The following is a 19474-nucleotide window of genomic DNA, read 5'->3' on the forward strand; positions in this document are numbered from 1 at the left end:
AGGCGCAGTGTCGACGATCACCCCCATCACCCGGCGTGCGCCCGAGCATGTGTGGCGGGTCGATCTTGACGCAGCGACCTGGGGGACGGGGTGCCTGTCGCGCGATGAGCGCGAGCGCGCCGCGCGCTTCGTCTTCGCGCGCGACCGGGAGCGCTTCGTCGCGGCGCATGTCGCGCTGCGGCAGGTGCTCGCGGCCTACACCGGCGTTGCCGCCTCGATGCTCGAATTCCTGCCGGGCAAGGCCGGCAAGCCGGCGCTCGCGTGGCCGCCCGCCGTGCACTTCAATCTGAGTCACAGTCAATCGGTCGCGCTGATCGCGATCGCCGATGGCAACACCGAGGTCGGCGTCGATGTCGAGGTGCTGCGTCCCATGTCCGACGCAGAGGCCATGGCCGCCGCCTATTTCACCGATGCGGAGCAGCGAGCGCTGGCAGCCGTCGCGCCCGCGTTGCGCGACCGCGCCTTCTTCACCTGCTGGACGCGCAAGGAAGCCTGCCTGAAGGCGGTCGGCCTCGGCCTGGGCGTCGACACGCGCAGCTTCGAAGCCGGCGTCGACGAAGGCACGTGCGAGACCCGCATCCCGGTCGACGGAGAGACGGCACGCGTCACGATCTCGTCCTTCGACGGCGGCGATGGCGTCGTCTGCGCGATCGCGAGGCGGATCTCCACCGATACGGGGGCGCGGCGCCCCTTCCACGAAAGCGAGTTGTACGCATGACGCCCATGCTTTTCGGCCCTCCCTCCCGGCAGTTGTTCGGGCTGTTTCATGCGCCCGAACGCGACAGCAACCTGGCGGTGCTGATCTGCATGCCGATCGGCCAGGAAGCGATTCGCGCCCACCGGTTGTTCCGCGTGCTCTCCGACCGGCTCGCGCGCTCGGGGACCGCGGTGCTGCGCTTCGACTATCACGGCACCGGCGATTCGCCGGGCGACGACCTCTCCGGCGAACTCGAGGGTTGGCGGCGCGATGTGTGCACCGCGCACGAGGAACTGCGCCGCCGCGTCGGTGGTCGCCGCATCCTGTGGCTCGGCGCGCGGCTGGGCGCATCCGCGGCGGTGCTCGCCGCGAAGAGCGGCCATTGCGACCCGGCGCGTCTGATCCTCTGGGACCCGATCATCGACGGCGCGCGCTACATCGACAGCCTGCGCGCCAGTCACGTCGATGCGCTCGAACACTCCTTCTGCGTGCCGGACCCGGACTGGCGCCGCCGGCTGGCGAAAGACAGCGACGCTTTCACCGATGAATTGCTCGGCTTCGGCGTGTCGCCCGTGCTGCGGCAGCAGTTGCGCGCGCTGTCACCGAAGGCGCTCCAGCTCACGGCCCTGCACCAGACCACCGTGCTCGCGGACCCCGAGGACCGCGCGGCCCAGGAATGGGCACGCGCGGAATCCGAACGCCGCATGCCGGTTACGCTCTCGTCGTTCCAGCATCCGCTGGTCTGGACTTCGGACCCGCAACCCAACAACGCCATGGTGCCGGCCGAAGCGCTGCAACGTCTCATGGCGGAAGCACATGACTGACACCAAGGAAACACCCGTCCAGTTCGGGCCCGACGGCTCGCTGATCGGCATCGTCACGACGCCGAGCGAAGGCCCGATGGAGCCGGTCGCCTGCGTTCTGCTCAACATGGGCGCCACCCACCGGGTCGGGCCTCGCCGCATCAACGTGAAGCTCGCGCGGCGCCTGGCCTCGCACGGCATCAGCACCATCCGTATGGACCTCGCGGGCCTCGGCGACAGCCGCGCGGCCAGCGGCTCCGAGCACTACCGCACGCAGGCCGTGCTGGACATGCAGGGCGCCATGAACCTGATGGGCACCATGCTCGGCGTGCGCCGCTTCGTCGTGATCGGGCTGTGCTCGGGCGCGGCCAATGGCCTCGCGCTGGCCGCCGCCGACTCGCGGGTGGTCGGCGTGCTGATGTTCGACGGCTATTCGTTCCTCGGCCGCAGGGCGCTGTGGGAGCGCACGTTCCGCCGCGCGGTCGCAGCGGCGACCAACCCCGCGATGATCGAGAAGACCGGGCGCTGGTTGCATCGCAAGTTCTCCGCGAAGGCCGCGGCGGCACTGTCGACCGACATGTTCGAGCCCGATTCGCCGGAGGTCATCGCCGCGACCTTCCGCCGCGCGATGACGCAGACGGTGGAACGCAATGTGGCGATGCTGTTCCTCTACAGCGGCACCCTGACCGTGACGGACCGGAACCGCGACCAGCTCGGCCCGTTCGTCAACGAGCCGTTCGCGAAGCAGATCGAATACGTGTTCGACCCCCTGCTCGACCACAGCCTGACGTCGCTGGCCTCCCAGGAGACCTTCATGACGATCGCGTCGGACTGGGTGCTGCGCGTGGCGCACCGCGAGACACCGCCGTACGCCTCCGCCGCCAGCCGCCCGGGCGGGCTGACCAGCACCATCCGCGGCGGTCTCGCCCTACAACGCGACGCGGTCGCCTGACCGCGCCGTCCCCGGTCGATCAGCCCGCCGCGCCGGCGCCGTGCGGCTGGGGCAGCTCCTCCCCGGGCAGTTCCTGCAGCGGCCCGCTGCCGCTGTAGCGGTCGAGCGCCAGGTAGATCGCCGGCGTGATGTAGAGCGTGATCACCTGCGAGAAGATCAGCCCGCCCACCACCGCGACGCCCAGCGGCTGACGCAGCTCGGCGCCGGCCCCGAGGCCCAGCGCGAGCGGCAGAGCACCCATCATCGCGGCCAGCGTGGTCATCAGGATCGGACGGAAGCGCAGCCGGCACGCCTCGCGGATCGCTTCAACCGGCTTCATGCCCTCGGTGCGCTGCGCCTCGAGCGCGAAGTCGATCATCATGATCGCGTTCTTCTTGACGATGCCGATCAGGAGAAGGATGCCGATGGTCGCGATCAGCGTCAGGTCGAAGCCGAAGAGCTTGAGCGAGATCAGCGCCCCCACCGCCGCCGACGGCAGGCCGGCGAGGATGGTGATCGGGTGGATGTAGCTTTCGTACAGCACGCCGAGCAGCACGTAGATCACGAGCACCGCGAGCACCAGCAGCACTGCCTGGCTCGACTGCGAGCGCTGGAACACCGCCGCATCGCCGCCGTAGCTGGTGATGATCGACGGCGGCATCTTGAGCTCTTCCTTGAAGCGGTCGATCTTCGAGGTCGCATCGCCGAGCGGGACGTCCGGCGCGAGGTTGAACGACACCGTGACCGCCTGCAGCTGCCCCTGGTGGTTGATCGAGGTCGGGCCCACCGTGCGCTTGACCGTCGAGAAGGCCGACAGCGGCACGAGCTGTCCTGCCTTGTTGCGCACCGACAGGCGCGACATGTCTTCCTCGAACTGCCGGTCGCTGTCGGCAGCCGAGAGGATCACCTGGTAGGTGTTGCTCGCGCCGTAGATGCTGCCGATCTGCCGGTCGCCGTAGGCGTTGTAGAGCGCGGTGCGCAGGTCGCCCACCGCGACGCCGAGCACGCCGGCCTTGTCGCGGTCGATTTCCAGCGTGGCCTGCAGGCCGCGGTTCTGCGAGTCGCTGGTGACGTCGCGGAAGATCGGGTCGGCGCGCATGCGCTCCATGAGCTTCTCGGACCACACGTTCATGGTGCCGGCGCTGACGCTCTGCAGGGTGTACTGGAAGCGCGCCTTGCTCTGGCGGCCGCCGAGCCGCAGGTTCTGGATCGGCTGCATGTAGACCGCCACGCCCGGAATCTCGCGGAAGCGCTTGCGCAGCGATTCGAGCACCTGCGGCATGCGCGCACGCTCGCTGCGCGGCTTCAGCACCACGAACAGCCGTCCCGCGTTCTGCGTCGCGGTCGGGCCGCCGACGCCGATGAACGAGTTGACGTAGTCCACGCTCGGGTCGGCCATGATGGCTTCGGCGACGCGGTCCTGCAGCGCTTTCATCGCAGGGAAGGAGATGTCCTCGGCCGCCTCGGTCGTGACCTGGATCTGGCCGATGTCTTCCTCGGGGAAGAAGCCCTTGGGGATGGTGATGAACATCCACGCCGTGAGCGCGAAGGTGCCGAGCGCCACCAGCAGCATCACCGGTCGATGCTTCAGCGTCCAGTCCAGCGTGCGCATGTAGCTGGCATGCACCCAGCGGTAGCCGCGCTCGAAAGCCCGGCCGATCGCCGTGCCCGGCTCGGGGTGTTCTTCCTCGTGGTCGAGGGCGCCCCCCTTGCGCGGCACATGCTTGAGCAGGCGGCTCGCCAGCATCGGCACCAGCGTGAGCGAAACCACCGCCGACACCATCACCGCGAGGCCGACGACCACCGCGAATTCGTGGAACAGGAGGCCGATCACGCCGGGCATGAAGAAGATCGGAATGAACACCGCCACCAGCGAGATCGAGATCGAGATGATGGTGAAGCCCACCTCGCGCGCACCGCGCAGCGCCGCGGCAAAGGGCTCCATGCCCTTTTCGACGTAGCGCATGATGTTCTCGAGCACCACGATCGCATCGTCCACCACCAGGCCCACCGCGAGCGTGATGCCGAGCAGCGACACGTTGTCGAGGCTGTAGCCGAAGGCATAGAGCAGCGCGACCGCGCCGATGAGCGAGATCGGGATGGTGAGCGCCGGGATCAGCGTCGCGACCAGCCGGTGCAGGAACAGGAAGATCACCAGTACCACCAGCAGGATGGTGCCCAGCAACGTGAGCTGCACATCGTGCACCGCCTCGCGGATCGAGAGCGAGCGGTCGTTGAGCACGCTGATCTCGACCGACTGCGGCAGCTCTTCGCGGAAGCGCGGCATCAGCGCGCGCACGGCGTCGACCACCTGCACCGTGTTCGCGTTCGGCTGGCGCTGCACCGCGAGCGAGATGGAGTTCTTGCCGTTGTAGGCGCTGCCCGTCTTGACCGACTCGAAGCTGTCCTCGATGGTCGCGACCTCGTCCAGCCGCACCGGCGCGCCGTTGCGCTGGCCAACGATGCCCTTGGCGAAGTCGGCCGCCTTGAGCAGCTGCTCGTTGGCCTGGATGGTGAGCGTCTGGCGCGGCCCATCGAGCACGCCCACCGGCGTGTTGGCATTGGCCAGGCGCACCGCGTTGGCCAGTTCGTCGAGCGTGATGTTGCGCGCGTTGAGCAGGTCGGCGTCAGCCTTGATGCGCACCGCGAAGCGCTTCTGCCCGTAGACGACCACCTGCGCCACGCCGTCGATGGTCGAGAGCGTGGGCGAGACGAGGTTCTCGGCATAGTCGTTGAGCTCGGACGGCGTCATCGAATCCGAGGTCATCGCGATGAACAGCACCGGCGCATCCGCCGGGTTCACCTTGCGGTACGAAGGCAGCTGGGTGAGCTCCTGCGGCAGCTGGCGCTGCGCGCGCAGCAACGCCGCCTGCACGTCGACCGCGGCCGCATCGATGTCGCGCGAGCTCACGAATTCGAGCGTGACAGAGGTCGTGCCCTGCGTGTTGACCGAGCTGATCGTCTGCAGCCCGGGGATGGTGGAGAACTGCTTCTCGAGCGGAAGCGCGACCGACGACGCCATCGTCTCCGGGCTTGCGCCCGGCAGTTGCGCATTGACGTTGATGACCGGCGTGTTGTAGCTCGGCAGTGCCGCGACCGGGATCTGGAAGTAGGCAAAGATCCCGATGACCACCACCGCGGCAGAGAGCAGCACCGTCATCGCGGGACGACGGATGCACAGCTCGGAGATGTTCATGCGCGCTCCCGTTCCGCGACAAGGCTGGCATTGGTCGGCGCGACTGTCGCGGCACTGCCGGGGCCGGGCGCCTGACCGTCGGGGCGCTGCGGCCCGCCGTTGGTCTCGACGCGGATCTTGCCGCCCGGGCGGACGTTCTGCTTGCCTTCGATGACCACCTGCTCGCCCGGCTGCACGCCGCGCACCACGACCTGCGTGCCGAAGGTGTAGACCGACTCCACCTTGCGCCGCGTCGCCTTCTTTTCGGCATCGATCACGTAGACCGATGCGCCCTCGGTCAGCATCATCACCGCTGAGGCGGGCACCACGGTCGCGTCCTCGATGGTGCGCACCGTGACGCGCGTCTCCACGAACTGGCCGGGCCAGAGGCTCTGGTCGGCGTTGTCGAACACCGCCTTGGCGCGCACCGTGCCGATGAGCGGGTCGACCGTGTTGTCGACGAAGTTGAGCTGGCCCTTGAGCGTGTCCTTGCGGCCGGGCACCACCGCCTCGACCGGCGTGTGGGAGCGGGCTGCCGCCAGCAGGTCCTGCAGCTTGCCTTCGGGCACCGGGAAGCTCACCGCGATCGGGTCGAGCTGCGTGATCGTCACCAGCGACAGCGTGGGCTGCACCAGCGTCCCGGGATAGATGTTCACCGCGCCGATGCGGCCGGCGATGGGCGCGCGAAGCGAGGCATAGCCCAGCGCCACTTCGGCGGACTGCACCGCGGCGCGGTCGGCGGCGACGGCGGCGCGCTGCGCCTCGAGCTGCGAAAGCGTGGCGTCGACCGCGCTCTTGGCGATGAAGTTCTGGGCCACCAGTTCCTGGTTGCGGCGGTATTGGCGTTCGAGGTCGGCCAGGACGGCTTCATCCTTCTGCTGCTGCGCCTTGGCCTTGGCGAGATTGGCCTGGTCGGGCCGGTCGTCGAGCGTGAAGAGCAATTGGCCGGCCTTGACGAACTGGCCTTCCTTGACATGCACCTGCCGCACCGTGTTGGTCACTTGCGGCCGAAGGTCGACACTGTTGAGCGACACCACGCTGCCGTTGACCTGCACCGTGACCGGCACGCTTTGCTTCTTGGCGACTGCCAGCGTCACGAGCGCCGGCGCCCCGGCACCCGGCGCGCCGTTGGGAGCCTTGCCGCCCGGAGCGGACGCGGTTTCAGCGCCTTGGCGCGATTTGGCGCCGGACCACCACCAACCACCTGCGGCGGCGGCCACAACCAGCACCCCGGTCAGGGTGAGTACAAGATTTTTCTTCATGGGATATCCATCATGGATCGAAGCTCGACATGCCGGAATGGGAGTCGCACTAGGGGCGCGACATGTGGGGGTTTTCCGGCGGCAGCTATTGGAGCAGTGCGCAGGGGAAAGACACCCCGCCTTCCGTAAAGATAAGTAAAGCGTCCAGGCACAACGGCACGAAGACAGGGCCGGGCCTTGAGGGGTGGCCGCTAAAATCGGCGATCCCCAGCCTCTGGATGAACCCCATGAACCGCTGCAAGAAACGCCTGAATTCCATCGTGCTGGCCGCCCTGGGCGCCGTGGTCATGCCGGCCGCGCTCTTTTCTTCTCCCGCCGCGGCGCAGACCGCGCAGATCCCCAACACCCAGAACGAAGCCGCCAACGGGGGCCGAAACTTCCCGGTCGGAACGCTGCGCGGGCAATTCATGGTGGTGAACTACCCGCAGATCCAGCTCGACGGCCGCACCGAGCAGCTGTCGCCCGGTGCGCGCATCATGAGCGCCAACCGGATGCTGGTGATGCCCGCGTCCATCACCGGCCAGAACCTGCTGGTGAACTACACGCGTGACGCGGCTGGCCTGGTGCGCGAAGTCTGGATCCTCACCCCCGAGGAAGCCGCGACCAAGCGCGCGACGGCCGACCGGCCGCTCTTCAACTTCTGGCCGTTCGTGGCCGAAAGTGGTCCGCGCGACGACGGCAAGACCCCGTTCGACCAATTGCCCCGCTACGGGCAATAAAAGCTCGCCCCCAGGCTTGAGAACCTAAGCTCACCCCCAGGCTCGCTCACTTCGTGTAGCCGCCAACCCCCTCGCCGGGGGCGGCACCGGCGGCCTGGCAAAGCCAGTTCCGCGGTGCCCCGCGCGAAGTCAGCGCGCAGGCTGTGACACCGCATTTCCCGGGAGATTTATATGACCCCCAAAGTTTTCATCAAGACCTTCGGCTGCCAGATGAACGAGTACGACTCGGACAAGATGGCCGACGTGCTGCGCGCCGCCGAGGGCTACGAGCCCACCACGAACGTGGAAGAGGCCGACCTCATTCTTTTCAATACCTGCTCGGTGCGGGAGAAGGCGCAGGAGAAGGTGTTCTCCGACCTCGGCCGCATCAAGCACCTCAAGGCCAAGGGCGTGAAGATCGGCGTCGGCGGCTGTGTCGCGAGCCAGGAGGGCGACGCCATCATCGCCCGCGCGCCCTATGTGGACGTCGTGTTCGGCCCGCAGACCCTGCACCGCCTGCCCGAGATGCTGAGCCAGCGCGACCGCGAAGGCCGCCCGCAGGTGGACATCAGCTTCCCGGAGATCGAGAAGTTCGACCACCTGCCGCCCGCGCGTGTCGAAGGCGCGACCGCCTTCGTCTCGATCATGGAAGGCTGCTCCAAGTACTGCAGCTACTGCGTGGTGCCCTACACCCGCGGCGAGGAAGTGAACCGGCCGCTGGACGACGTGCTCGTCGAGGTCGCCGGCCTGGCCGACCAGGGCGTGCGCGAAGTCACGCTGCTCGGCCAGAACGTGAATGCCTATCGCGGCCGCATGGGCGACACCGAGGAGATCGCCGACTTCGCCACGCTGATCGAATACGTCGCCGAGATTCCCGGGATCGAGCGCATCCGCTACACCACGAGCCATCCCAACGAATTCACTCCGCGGCTGATCGAGGCCTACGCCCGCGTGCCGCAACTGGTGAGCCACCTGCACCTGCCGGTGCAGCACGGCAGCGATCGCATCCTGATGGCGATGAAGCGCGGCTACACCGCCATGGAATACAAGAGCACGGTGCGCAAGCTGCGCGCGATCCGCCCGAACCTCGCGCTCAGCAGCGACTTCATCGTCGGCTTCCCCGGCGAGACCGATGAGGACTTCGCAAAGATGATGAAGCTGATCCACGACCTCGATTTCGACGCCAGCTTCAGCTTCATCTTCAGCCCCCGCCCCGGCACCCCCGCCGCCGCGCTGCATGACGACACGCCGCACTCGGTCAAGCTCGCTCGGCTGCAGCAGCTCCAGGGCGTGATCGACGGCAACGTCAAGCGCTTCGGCGAGGCCCGCGTCGGCACCGTGCAGCGCGTGCTGGTCGAAGGCGCGTCGCGCAAGAACGCACGCGAGCTGATGGGTCGAACCGAGTGCAATCGCGTCGTCAACTTCGAAGGCGACGCGCGGCTGGTCGGCCAGATGATCGACCTGCGCATCACGAAATCGCTCGCCTATACCCTTCGGGGCGAGGTCCTGACCTCCGAGTCGACCCAGGCCGGCCGTCCCGCGGTGACTGTCGCCTGATGGCGAAATCGATGTCCGCGCGCGGCTCGTTCCAGCAACTGCTGCTCTTCGCGTTTCTTCTCATCACCGCCCTGCTCGTGGGCGTCGCGCTACGCGCGGTGTTCCAGTACGACCTGCTCATGACAGAGAGTCGCGACGCTGCGGCGCGCGCCCTCACGCTGTCGGGCGCGGCGCAGTCGCTGGCCGAGCGCACCGCCGCGATGGAGCGCGCCGGGCGACAGTCGCTCGTGCTCAACGACGCGGTGCTGCGCCGCCGCTTCGACGACGCCACGCGCGATGCCCGGCAGGTGCTGGACCGGCTCACCGCCAACGGCCTCGGCGCCGACGGCCCCCAGAAGTGGCGCGAGCAGATGGAGGTGATCCAGGGCCTGATGAGCGGCGCGCCCGAAACCGCGCTCGCACGCGAAAGCTCGATGGCGATGCAGTTCCGCGACCTCGACGCCCTCAACACCAACATCGCCCAGCAGGCGCAGTTCCTCATCGAGACGCAGAACAAGGCATTGGCGGAGCGCATCGAGACCGCGCGCAGGCGGCTGATGCGGCTGGTGGTCGCGGCCAGTGCACTGGCCGTGTCGCTCGCACTGGCCTTCGGCGTGTGGCTCGCGCGGCCCTTCAAGCGGCTGCAGCGCGCGATCGTCGGCCTGGGCGAGAACCGGCTCGACGAACCGATCGACATCCACGGCCCCTCGGACGTTCGCCGTGTCTCGCAGCAGCTCGAATGGCTGCGGCTGCGGCTCACCGAGCTCGATGCCGACAAGGCACGCTTCCTGCGACATGTGTCGCATGAACTCAAGACCCCGCTGGCGGCCCTGCGTGAAGGCGTCTCGCTGCTGGAAGACGGCGTGACGGGCGCGCTGAACCCCGCGCAGCGCGAGGTGGCGCAGATCCTGCAACAGAACACCGTTGCACTGCAGGGACAGATCGAGGCCCTCCTGCGCTTCAATGCGGCGGCCTTCGAGGCGCGCGAACTGCGCCGCGAACGCACCGCGCTGCTGCCGCTGATCGAGGAGCAGATCGAATCCCAGCGCCTGCAATGGCAGGCCCAGGGGCTCACCGTGCGCGCCGAGGGCGAACCGATCTCGGTGGTGGTCGACCGGACGAAACTCGGTACCGCGATCGCCAACCTGTTGTCGAACGCGATCCGCTTTTCGGCGCGCGGCGGCACCATCAGCATGACCGTCTCGGGCACCGCCGACACCGCGGCGATCGAGATCGGCGACGCGGGCCCGGGTATCGCCGAGAGCGACCGCGACCGTATTTTCGAACCCTTCTACCGCGGTGAGCGGCAGCCCCAGCATTCGGTGAAAGGCACGGGTATCGGCCTGTCGATCGTGCAGGAGTACATTGCAGCCCACGGCGGCCGCATCTCGCTGCTGCCGGATGGGCCGGGCGCGCGCTTCCGAATCGAACTGCCGCGTACCGCCTGACGCCCACCGCCCCAGTTTCCCAGTCCGATCCATGTCTTTTTCGATCTTCAGCAGGTCCGCCATCGCCATGACGCTCGTCGCGCCGGTGCTGCTGGCCGGCTGCAGCGCGCCGCCGCGCAAGCCATCGCCGGAGCCTGTCGTGGTTCCGGTGCTGCCGCCTCCTCCTCCGCCAATCACGCCGGTGGAGGCGGAACCGGTCGCTCCGGCCACCCAGCCGGGCGGCATCTTCTCGCAACTCACGCAGGGCCCGGTCGGCGCCATGCTGGCCTACGCGGACAGGATCCGGCCGCTCGGCGCGCCCGAACTCGGGAACGAACTCAACCGCCTGGGCGAACTCGGCGAAACGCCCACGACGCAGATGCAGACCGCACTGGTGCTCGCGCAGACCCGCAATCCGGCCGACCTCGCACGCGCGCAGAGCCTGCTGCAGAAGGTGGTCGCGAATCCGTCGGCCGAAGCCCAGCCGCTGCAGCCCCTCGCACGCACGCTCGTGGCACGCATCGCGGAACAACGGCGGGTCGAAGAGGATCGAGACAAGCAGGCCCAGCAGCTGCGCGACGCACAACGGCGCATCGACCAGCTCAACGACCGGATCGAAGCGCTGCGCGCCATCGAACGAAGCTTCGCGCGCCCCAACAACCCGCCGCCGGCCGCGCCGGCGGCCCATCCGAAACCCGCACAGTGAACAGTCCGGCACCGCACTCGTCCACGCAGCCGTCCGCCACCGGGCTCGAAGGATCGCGCGGCGCCCGCCTCCTGGTCGTCGACGACGATCCGGACATGCTCCGGCTCCTGTCGATGCGCCTGACCGCCGCGGGCTATCAGGTCACGGCCGTGACCTCCGCCGAATCCGCGCTCACGCAACTGGAGATCGAGCACCCGCAACTCGTGCTGAGCGACGTCCGGCTGCCCGGCCGCGACGGCCTTGCGCTCTTCGACGAAATCCGCAAGCGCCATCCGACCCTGCCCGTCATCCTGCTGACCGCGCACGGCACGATTCCCGATGCGGTCGAAGCCACTTCGCGCGGCGTCTTTTCCTATCTGACCAAGCCCTACGAGGGCCGCGAGCTGCTCGACAAGATCGCGCAGGCACTGGCGCTCGCCGCGCCGACCGAAGCGTCCGGCAAGGGCGGCGACGAAAGCTGGCGCGCCGAGATCGTGAGCCGCAGCAACCGGATGGCCGAGTTGCTCGCCGAAGCGCGCATGGTCGCCAAGTCCGATGCCAGCGTGCTGCTTCGCGGCGACAGCGGCGCGGGCAAGGAACTGCTGGCACGCGCCATCCACCGCGCGAGCGCCCGGGCCTCCAAGCCGTTCGTGGCGGTGAACTGCGGCGCCATCCCGGAAGCGCTGCTCGAATCCGAGCTCTTCGGCCACGTGAAGGGCGCCTTCACCGACGCGGTGGCCAATCACAAGGGCCTGTTCCAGCAAGCCGACGGCGGCACGCTGCTGCTCGACGAGATCGGGGACATGCCGCCCGCGCTTCAGGTCAAGCTGCTGCGCGTGCTGCAGGAACGCGCGGTGCGGCCGGTCGGATCGAGCCAGTCCATCACGGTCGACGTGCGGATCATCTCCGCCACGCACCGCGACCTCGACGCCGCGATGGAAGCGGGCCAGTTCCGCGAGGACCTGTACTACCGCCTCAATGTCGTGACACTGAGCCTTCCGCCGCTTTCCGCGCGGCGCGAGGACATTCCGCTCCTGGCCAACCACTTCCTGCAGCGACTGTCGACCAAGTACGGCAAGCGGCTCTCCGGCTTTGCGCCCGAAGCACTCAAGGCGCTCACCATGGCTTCGTGGCCCGGCAACGTCCGGCAGCTCTTCAATGTGGTCGAGCAGGTGTGCGCGCTGTCGGGCTCGCCGCTGATTCCGCTGGCGCTGGTCCAGCGTGCGCTTCGGGTTCCCAGTGTGGAGGTGCTCACCTACGCCGAGGCCAAGCAGCGCTTCGAGCGCGACTACCTGGTCGGCCTGCTCAAGCTGACCGACGGCAACGTGGCCGACGCAGCCCGCCTCGCCGACCGGAACCGGACCGAGTTCTACCGTTTGCTGCAGAAGCACGAACTGACCCCCGGCCACTTCAAGGCCGACGGTGTGTCGCAGTCCGGCGAGTCAGGTCGCTGACCAGCGACACCATTAAGCTGTTGATTTCATTGAAGTTTTACGGTCAGACTCAATGGCTTGTCGGGCTTTGACGACAAATTCGGCAGGTTTGGAGGCCTTCAGGGTCTCGGGCCCTCGCCAGACACCGAAAAATCAAACTAAGCCTTTGATTTAAAAGAGAAATTTCGAGCTGGCACAGGATATGCCCCTGTAAAGGCATGACAGCTCATTCCAGCCCCTCTTTCGCACTGCGTCCGCAGCGCGACGGCCTGCGTCAAAAGCAGTTTTCCCTCTCGCGCCCCCGCGCAGCGGGACATTCGCTGGCCGCTCTCGAGGCATCCAGCGGAATCGCGCCGGACTGCGTGTTCAAGCGTTTTCCGGCAATCGGCGACACGCCCTCCGTCCAGAAGCAACGATGAGCCGCGGATGAAGCCCAACGAATTCTCCCAACTGAAGGTATTGACGGACGCGGATTTCTCGCGCCGCGGCCTTCTTCGCGAAGAGCGCCATCCCAACTCGGTGACGGCGCCCCCCATCAACCGTGGCTCCATGACGCCCCGTCCGTGGCGCGGCTTCTGGAACAGCATCGGCACTGCGCTGCTGGTCAAGCTCGGCGTCGGCAATGCCGCCCAGATGGCCGCCGCGCAGAGCAAGGCGAACCGCGCGCCCCAGCAACCGTGGCAACGCGCCGCGGCCCAGCGCCGCTTCGCGTTCCTGGCGCTCGCTGTGCTGAGCACCGCCATCGCCTCGACGCTGTTCGCCCGCGTGCAGCCCGACTACGACAACCTGTGGCTCGAATACAGCCAGATCGCGCTCTACGGCGTGCTCTCCGGCTGGGTCGTGACCGGCTTCGTGACCGCCCTCATGGGGTTCTATGTCTCGGTGCGCGGCGACAAGCACGCGCTCTCGGCAAAGCAGGTGGCCAACCACCCGATGAACCCCGAGGCGCGGACGGCGATCATCATGCCGATCTGCAACGAGGATGTGCCGACCGTGTTCGCCGGCTTGCGCGCGACCTGCGAATCGGTCGCCGCCACCGGCCACGCGAAGCAGTTCGACGTGTTCGTGCTCTCCGACAGCTACACACCCGGGATCGCCGCCGCCGAGCGCAAGGCCTGGGAAGACCTGCGCGCCGCGCTGGCCGACAGCCCGAACCAGCCGCAGGTCGAGGTCTACTACCGCCTGCGCACCCGCCGCACGCACCGCAAGGCCGGCAACGTGGCCGACTTCTGCCGCCGCTGGGGCAAGGACTACCGCTACATGGTCGTGCTCGACGCCGACAGCGTCATGAGCGGCGACTGCCTGACCTCGATGGTCAAGCTGATGGAAGCCAACCCCACGGCCGGCATCATCCAGACCGCGACGCAGGCCATCGGCCACGTCACGCTGCATGCCCGCGCGCAGCAGTTCGCCTCGCGCATGACGGGCCGGCTGTTCACGCTCGGCATGCAGTTCTGGCAGCTCGGCGAATCGCACTACTGGGGCCACAACGCGATCATCCGCGTCCAGCCTTTCATGGAGCACTGCGCGCTCGCGCCCATCAAGGGCAAGGGCGGCATGTCGGGCGGCATCATGTCGCACGACTTCGTCGAAGCCGCGCTGATGCGCCGCGCCGGCTACCACGTGTGGCTGGTGGCCGACCTGGTCGGCAGCTACGAGCAGCAGCCGCCGGACCTCTTGGCCGAACTCCAGCGCGACCGCCGCTGGTGCCAGGGCAACCTGCAGAACGCGCGCCTGATGGCGGAGCCGGGCCTGCACCCGGTCCACCGCGCGATGTTCGTGACGGGCACGATGGCCTATGCGTCGGCGCCGCTCTGGCTCGCCTTCTTGACGCTGGGCACCGCGCTGTGGCTCACCGGCTCGAGCGTGGTCGAGCACTGGCTCGCCATGCCGATGGAGCTGGCCGGCCTCTGGGTGTGGACGCTCTGCCTGCTGTTCCTGCCCCGCGTGCTTGGCGTGGTGGCCGTGGTGCTGCGCAATGAGCAGCGCCAGTTCGGTGGCATCGGCGGCCTGCTCAAGAGCGCCGCGCTCGAAAGCGCCTTGGCGATCGTCCAGGCCCCGGTCCGCATGCTGGCCCACTCGCTCTTCGTGGTGGTGGCGCTCACGGGCATCAAGCTCGACTGGAAGTCGCCTCCGCGGGAAGCCGCTGCCGTGCCGTGGGGCATCGCCGTCCGGCAACTGGCCCCGATGACGCTGGTGATCGCCGCGCTCGCCGTCGGTGTGGCACTGATCGACGCCAGCGCGTTGACCTGGCTGATGCCGGTTGGCCTGCCGCTGCTGCTGGCGATCCCGCTCACGGTGCTGACCAGCCAGATCGCCCTGGGCAACTCGCTGCGCGATCGCGGCTTCCTGCTGATTCCCGAGGAATCGCGCTCGCCGGCGGTGCTGCGCCGCGCATGGATGCACGCAGTGCGACTGGCACGCGCCGCCTGAGCCAACTCGCCGGAAACAAGAAAGCCCGCATTTGCGGGCTTTTTCTTTTCCAGGAATACCGCGGAACCGGCTCCGCCGGGCCGCTGGTATTGCCCCCGGAAGGGGGTGCCCGAGCCACACGAAGTGGGCGAGGCTGGGGGCGAGCTAAAACCTTCCACCCATGCCGGGCAGGCCCTTCATGCCGCCCATGCGCTTCATCATCTTCATGAGGCCGCCGCCCTTCATCTTCTTCATCATTCCCTGCATCTGCTCGAACTCGTTGAGCAGGCGGTTCACTTCCTGAACCTGCACGCCGGCGCCGGCCGCGATGCGGCGCTTGCGCGTGGCCTTGAGCAACTCGGGCTTGCGGCGCTCCAGCGGGGTCATGCTGTTGATGATCCCCTCCTTGCGTCGGATGTCGCGTTCGGCGCGGGCCATGTCGGCATCTGTGGCCTTGGCGGCAAGCTGCGTGGGCAGCTTGTCCATGATGCTGGAGAGGCCGCCCATCTGCTTCATCTGCTGGAGCTGCGAAAGGAAGTCATTGAGGTCGAAGCCCGCGCCGCTCTTGACCTTGGCCGCCAGCTTCTGGGCCGCCGCCACATCGACGCCGGCCGTAACCTGCTCGACCAGCGCGACGATGTCGCCCATGCCGAGAATGCGGCCCGCGTGGCGCTCGGCGTCGAAGACTTCGAGCCCGTCGATCTTCTCGCTGACACCTGCGAACTTGATCGGCACGCCGGTCACCTGCCGCACGGAAAGTGCCGCGCCGCCGCGCGAATCGCCGTCGGTCTTGGTCAGGATGATGCCGGTCAGCGGCAGCGCCTCCTTGAAGGCACGGGCGGTGTTGATCGCGTCTTGGCCCTGCATCGCGTCGACCACGAACAGGGTTTCGACCGGGTTCAGCGCGGCGTGCAGTTCCTTGATTTCCTGCATGAGCACTTCGTCGATCGCGAGCCGGCCGGCAGTGTCGACCAGCAGCACGTCGAAGAAATGGCGGCGCGCGTGGTCGAGCGCCGCGCGTGCGATGTCCAGCGGCTTCTGGTCCGGCGTGCTCGGGAACCATTCGGCGCCGGCCTGCTTCGTCACCGTCTTGAGCTGCTCGATCGCGGCCGGGCGGTAGACGTCGCCCGAGACGGTCAGCACCTTCTTCTTGCGCTTCTCGATGAGGTGCTTCGCAAGCTTGGCGGTGGTCGTGGTCTTGCCCGCGCCCTGCAGGCCGGCCATCAGGATCACCGCCGGCGGCTGCGCAGCCAGATTGATATCGGCCACGCCCTCGCCCATCGTGGCGGCGAGTTCGCGATTGACGATGCCGACCAGTGCCTGCCCGGGCTTGAGCGAACCGAGCACCTCCTGGCCCATCGCCTTTTCCTTGACGCGGGCGACGAAGTCGCGCACGACGGGCAGCGCCACGTCGGCCTCGAGCAGCGCCATGCGCACTTCGCGCAGCATGTCCTGCACGTTGCTTTCGGTGATGCGCGCCTGCCCGCTGACATGCTTGACGAGGCGGGAGAACTTTTCAGAGAGGGCAGTAGCCATGAGAGGTACCTGTTTGAAAGCCGAGAAACACCGCGGAACCGGCTCTGCCGGGCCGCCGGTGTTGCCCCCCGCTAGGGGGGTGTCAGAGCCACACGAAGTGGGCGAGGCTGGGGGGCGAGCTAAACTCGATCAATGATTTTAGCGATCCCCTCCCCACTCGGCGTGGCACTGGGCATCGCCACCGCCGTCGCCTATGGCATCACGGCCGCAGCGTCTTCCTGGCTCAGTCGGGCGTCCACCCAGTGGATGTTGGCGCTGGCTTGGCTGCTGCACGGCTGCACCCTTGCCGATGGACTGACCGGCGGCGTGCCGCGGTTCGGCTGGGCGCCGGCGATCTCCATGACGGCATGGCTGGTGCTCACGGTGTACGCCGTCGAAAGCCGCCTGTATCCGCAACTCAAGGTTCGGCGCGCGCTGGCCGTCCTGGGCGCGATCGCCGTCCTGCTGGCGGTGCTCTTTCCGGGGACGCCGCTGCATGTGGCGGCTTCGCCCTGGCTGCCGCTGCATCTGGCGCTCGGCATCGCCTCCTACGGGCTCTTCGGCGCCGCGGTGATCCACGCCTGGCTCATGACGCGCGCCGAGCGGCAGATCCGCCTGGCGGCCGAAACGCAGAGCGGAGTGCCGCTGCTCACGATGGAGCGGCTGACCTTCCGCTTCGTCGCTGCCGGCTTCGTGCTGCTGTCGGCCACGCTGCTCGCGGGCATCCTCTTCAGCGAGACGCTCTACGGCGCCGCCGTCCGCGCGTGGAAGTGGGACCACAAGACCGTGTTCTCGATCCTCGCGTGGGCCACCTTCGCCGTGTTGCTGATCGGCCGCGCGCGTTTCGGCTGGCGCGGCCGCACCGCGCGGCGCGTCCTGTACGCGGGATCGGCATTGCTGCTGCTCGCCTATGTGGGATCGCGCTTCGTCCTCGAGGTCGTCCTGTCTCGCACGCCTGCATGAAATACCTCCTGGTCCTGGCCGTCGTCTTCATCGCCATCTGGTTCTGGCGCAAGGGCCGGCAGGAAGAGTTGCGCTCGCGCCCGCCGCCACCGCCCGCCCAGCCCGCCGTGGGCGCGCCGAAGGAAATGGTCCGCTGCGCACATTGCGGATTGCACCTGCCGGCGACGGACGCCGTGCGCGGCAACGCCGGCCGGATCTACTGCAGCGCGGCCCACCGCAAGACCGCCGAAGAGCAGGGATGACCTCCTACCTCTGGTCACGCGGCGACCCGGCGACGGACTGGAGTTCGCTCGAAAAATTCATCAGCACCCAGAGCCCGGCCCAGTTGCGGCTCTGGCGCGGGTTCATGGCGGCGCGCTGCTTTGTCGCGGCGGTGCTGCTGCTGCTGCAGGGCATCGGGCTGGCGCTCGGGGGCCAGCCGGCGAACCTTCCGGCGATCGCGCTTTCGTCGGCCTACGTGGTGGCCGTCCTGATTGCCGCGCGCTACGCGCCGTTCAAGCCGATGCGCCGCCTCGGTGGTGCCTGGCTCTACACCATCGGGCTCGACCTCGTCGTGTACACGGCGTTCCAGGTGATGCAGGTGGGCGGCATCAACTACACGCCGCTCTTCGCATTGCCAGTGCTCATGGGCGCTGTGCTCGGCACGAGCGCAGTCGGCCTCGGCACCACGGCAGCGGCCACTTTGCTGCTGCTCGGCCATGCCGCCTGGTACTGGGTGGAGCAGCCATCGGACACCTCGCCGCGTATCGTGCAGGCGGCGCTGTCGGGCACGGGTCTCTTCGTGGTGGCGCTGCTTGCGCACGAACTCGCGCGCCGGCTGACGCGCGAGGAAGCGTTGGCGCAGCGCAGCCGCAGCACCGCGCAGATGCACGCGCTGCTCAACGACCTCGTGATCGAGACGCTCAGCGAAGGCGTGCTGGTGGTCGATGCGCAAGGGCAGGTCCATGCAGCCAATCCGGCCGCGGACGCCATCCTCGGCCAGGGCCTGGCCCAGATTCCGCTGCCCTTCGCGTTGAGCGCCCATCCAGCGTGGGTTCCCCTGGCTGCGCTGGCGCGCCAGACCTTTGCGCGGCGATCGTCTCAGGCTCGCGAGATTCCGATCGCACAGTCGCAAGGCACACCGCGCGAAGTCCGCGTACGCACACGGCTCACGCAGTCCAGGGACGCGCGCACCGAAAGCCTCTGCGTGATGTTCCTGCAGGATCTGCGCGAGCTCGAAGCGCGCATTCGCACCGAGAAGCTGGCGGCCATGGGACGGATGTCCGCCGCGGTCGCCCACGAGATCCGCAATCCGCTCGCCGCGATCACGCAAGCGAGCGCCCTCCTGAGCGAGGACCTCGTCGACCCGGCGCATCGCCAGCTCACCACGATGGTCCAGCAGAACGCGCAGCGGCTGTCGCGCATCGTCGACGATGTGCTCGACGTCGCCCGCGCCCGTCAGCAGCGCGTGCTGCCGCTGGCCGAGCAGGTGAGCCTCGATTCCACGGTGCGCACGCTCGCGGAAGAGTGGGTATTGCAGTCACAGCAGCAAGGCGTCCTGCTCTCCCTCAATGCACCAGGATGCGACGTGCGCTTCGACGTCGAGCACCTGCGCCGCATCCTCGTGAATCTGCTGGACAACGCGGCGCGCTATGCCGGCGAGCGCGAAGGCTCCATCCAGGTCGGGACCCGCCTCAGCCCCGCGGGCCGCGCGAGCCTGCAGGTCTGGAGCGACGGCGCGCCGCTCGAACCGGCGGTGCAGCGGCATCTGTTCGAACCCTTCTTCTCCTCGGAGAGCCGTTCCAGCGGACTCGGCCTCTTTCTCTGCCGCGAGTTGTGCGAGCGCCACGGCGCCACGATCGGCTACGAGCGCAGGGCCCTCTCGCCAGGAGGCGCCGAGGGCAACGAGTTCTTCGTCGCATTTGCGCCGGCCGAAAGCCGGCTGACACAATAGCGCC

General features: G+C 68.1%; 15 protein-coding genes. 12 read left to right on the forward strand and 3 right to left on the reverse strand.

The features are described from left to right. The first annotated feature begins 7 nt into the window (after nt 1–7). Genes BLW05_RS16500 through BLW05_RS16510 form a run of 3 tightly spaced genes read left to right on the forward strand, consistent with a single transcriptional unit; the run spans nt 8 to nt 2452 of the window. A complete protein-coding gene (locus BLW05_RS16500) occupies nt 8–718 on the forward strand; it encodes a 4'-phosphopantetheinyl transferase family protein (protein ID WP_093164200.1) in 711 nt (236 codons plus the stop codon). After that, a complete protein-coding gene (locus tag BLW05_RS16505; RefSeq protein ID WP_093164202.1) occupies nt 715–1521 on the forward strand; it encodes a serine aminopeptidase domain-containing protein in 807 nt (268 codons plus the stop codon). Before BLW05_RS16500 ends, BLW05_RS16505 begins: the two co-directional genes overlap by 4 nt. Then, nucleotides 1514–2452, forward strand: a complete 939-nt coding sequence (locus BLW05_RS16510) for an alpha/beta fold hydrolase (RefSeq protein WP_093164203.1) — start codon at nt 1514–1516, stop codon at nt 2450–2452. The genes BLW05_RS16505 and BLW05_RS16510 overlap by 8 nt, the downstream gene beginning before the upstream one ends. Nucleotides 2453–2471: 19 nt before the next feature. On the opposite strand, the gene BLW05_RS16515 is transcribed toward BLW05_RS16510, so the two are convergent. Continuing rightward, on the reverse strand, nt 2472–5627 hold the full coding sequence (locus BLW05_RS16515) for an efflux RND transporter permease subunit (protein ID WP_093164205.1): 3156 nt from the start codon (nt 5625–5627) through the stop codon (nt 2472–2474). Beyond that, the gene (locus BLW05_RS16520; RefSeq protein WP_093164206.1) at nt 5624–6868 is read right to left on the reverse strand and encodes an efflux RND transporter periplasmic adaptor subunit; all 1245 of its coding nucleotides are present in this window, start codon (nt 6866–6868) and stop codon (nt 5624–5626) included. The genes BLW05_RS16515 and BLW05_RS16520 overlap by 4 nt, the downstream gene beginning before the upstream one ends. Before the next feature lie 227 nt (nt 6869–7095). Between BLW05_RS16520 and BLW05_RS16525 the strand changes: the two genes are divergently transcribed. From BLW05_RS16525 to mdoH, 6 genes are all read left to right on the forward strand, one after another. Then, nucleotides 7096–7587, forward strand: coding sequence for a hypothetical protein (locus BLW05_RS16525; RefSeq protein WP_256330347.1), 492 nt, complete (start codon nt 7096–7098; stop codon nt 7585–7587). Between the two features lie 171 nt (nt 7588–7758). Beyond that, a complete protein-coding gene (gene miaB, locus BLW05_RS16530) occupies nt 7759–9123 on the forward strand; it encodes a tRNA (N6-isopentenyl adenosine(37)-C2)-methylthiotransferase MiaB (protein WP_093164208.1) in 1365 nt (454 codons plus the stop codon). Further along, the gene (locus BLW05_RS16535; protein ID WP_093164209.1) at nt 9123–10550 is read left to right on the forward strand and encodes a sensor histidine kinase; all 1428 of its coding nucleotides are present in this window, start codon (nt 9123–9125) and stop codon (nt 10548–10550) included. Before miaB ends, BLW05_RS16535 begins: the two co-directional genes overlap by 1 nt. Nucleotides 10551–10581: 31 nt before the next feature. Continuing rightward, a complete protein-coding gene (locus BLW05_RS16540; RefSeq protein WP_093164211.1) occupies nt 10582–11235 on the forward strand; it encodes a hypothetical protein in 654 nt (217 codons plus the stop codon). Nucleotides 11236–11330: 95 nt separating this feature from the next. Further along, entirely contained in the window at nt 11331–12668 is a 1338-nt protein-coding gene (locus BLW05_RS16545) for a sigma 54-interacting transcriptional regulator (protein ID WP_371126946.1), read from the forward strand. A 405-nt stretch (nt 12669–13073) separates the two neighbouring features. After that, nucleotides 13074–15080, forward strand: coding sequence for a glucans biosynthesis glucosyltransferase MdoH (gene mdoH / locus BLW05_RS16555; protein WP_093164215.1), 2007 nt, complete (start codon nt 13074–13076; stop codon nt 15078–15080). A gap of 144 nt (nt 15081–15224) precedes the next feature. Here mdoH and ffh read toward each other — a convergent pair whose 3' ends face one another. Continuing rightward, the gene (gene ffh, locus BLW05_RS16560) at nt 15225–16595 is read right to left on the reverse strand and encodes a signal recognition particle protein (protein WP_093164217.1); all 1371 of its coding nucleotides are present in this window, start codon (nt 16593–16595) and stop codon (nt 15225–15227) included. A gap of 132 nt (nt 16596–16727) precedes the next feature. On the opposite strand from ffh, the gene BLW05_RS16565 reads away from it, so the two are divergent. The 3 genes from BLW05_RS16565 to BLW05_RS16575 are packed head-to-tail and all read left to right on the forward strand — an operon-like array spanning nt 16728 to nt 19470. After that, nucleotides 16728–17537, forward strand: a complete 810-nt coding sequence (locus tag BLW05_RS16565) for a cytochrome C assembly family protein (RefSeq protein ID WP_093164219.1) — start codon at nt 16728–16730, stop codon at nt 17535–17537. Further along, nucleotides 17534–17779, forward strand: a complete 246-nt coding sequence (locus BLW05_RS16570) for a PP0621 family protein (RefSeq protein ID WP_093164221.1) — start codon at nt 17534–17536, stop codon at nt 17777–17779. Before BLW05_RS16565 ends, BLW05_RS16570 begins: the two co-directional genes overlap by 4 nt. Then, nucleotides 17776–19470, forward strand: coding sequence for a sensor histidine kinase (locus tag BLW05_RS16575; protein ID WP_093164223.1), 1695 nt, complete (start codon nt 17776–17778; stop codon nt 19468–19470). Before BLW05_RS16570 ends, BLW05_RS16575 begins: the two co-directional genes overlap by 4 nt. The last annotated feature ends 4 nt before the right edge of the window (nt 19471–19474 follow it).

This window comes from Variovorax sp. YR216 (genome assembly GCF_900107745.1).
In the GTDB taxonomy this organism is placed as follows: domain Bacteria; phylum Pseudomonadota; class Gammaproteobacteria; order Burkholderiales; family Burkholderiaceae_C; genus Variovorax.

Bases quoted from the DNA above. Each gene is read 5' to 3' on its own strand.
- BLW05_RS16505 (WP_093164202.1), top strand. From the start codon at position 715: ATGACGCCCATGCTTTTCGGCCCTCCCTCCCGGCAGTTGTTCGGGCTG.
- BLW05_RS16510 (WP_093164203.1), top strand. From the start codon at position 1,514: ATGACTGACACCAAGGAAACACCCGTCCAGTTCGGGCCCGACGGCTCG.
- BLW05_RS16515 (WP_093164205.1), bottom strand. From the start codon at position 5,627: ATGAACATCTCCGAGCTGTGCATCCGTCGTCCCGCGATGACGGTGCTG.
- BLW05_RS16520 (WP_093164206.1), bottom strand. From the start codon at position 6,868: ATGAAGAAAAATCTTGTACTCACCCTGACCGGGGTGCTGGTTGTGGCC.
- BLW05_RS16525 (WP_256330347.1), top strand. From the start codon at position 7,096: ATGAACCGCTGCAAGAAACGCCTGAATTCCATCGTGCTGGCCGCCCTG.
- miaB (WP_093164208.1), top strand. From the start codon at position 7,759: ATGACCCCCAAAGTTTTCATCAAGACCTTCGGCTGCCAGATGAACGAG.
- BLW05_RS16535 (WP_093164209.1), top strand. From the start codon at position 9,123: ATGGCGAAATCGATGTCCGCGCGCGGCTCGTTCCAGCAACTGCTGCTC.
- BLW05_RS16540 (WP_093164211.1), top strand. From the start codon at position 10,582: ATGTCTTTTTCGATCTTCAGCAGGTCCGCCATCGCCATGACGCTCGTC.
- BLW05_RS16545 (WP_371126946.1), top strand. From the start codon at position 11,331: ATGCTCCGGCTCCTGTCGATGCGCCTGACCGCCGCGGGCTATCAGGTC.
- mdoH (WP_093164215.1), top strand. From the start codon at position 13,074: ATGAAGCCCAACGAATTCTCCCAACTGAAGGTATTGACGGACGCGGAT.
- ffh (WP_093164217.1), bottom strand. From the start codon at position 16,595: ATGGCTACTGCCCTCTCTGAAAAGTTCTCCCGCCTCGTCAAGCATGTC.
- BLW05_RS16565 (WP_093164219.1), top strand. From the start codon at position 16,728: ATGATTTTAGCGATCCCCTCCCCACTCGGCGTGGCACTGGGCATCGCC.
- BLW05_RS16570 (WP_093164221.1), top strand. From the start codon at position 17,534: ATGAAATACCTCCTGGTCCTGGCCGTCGTCTTCATCGCCATCTGGTTC.
- BLW05_RS16575 (WP_093164223.1), top strand. From the start codon at position 17,776: ATGACCTCCTACCTCTGGTCACGCGGCGACCCGGCGACGGACTGGAGT.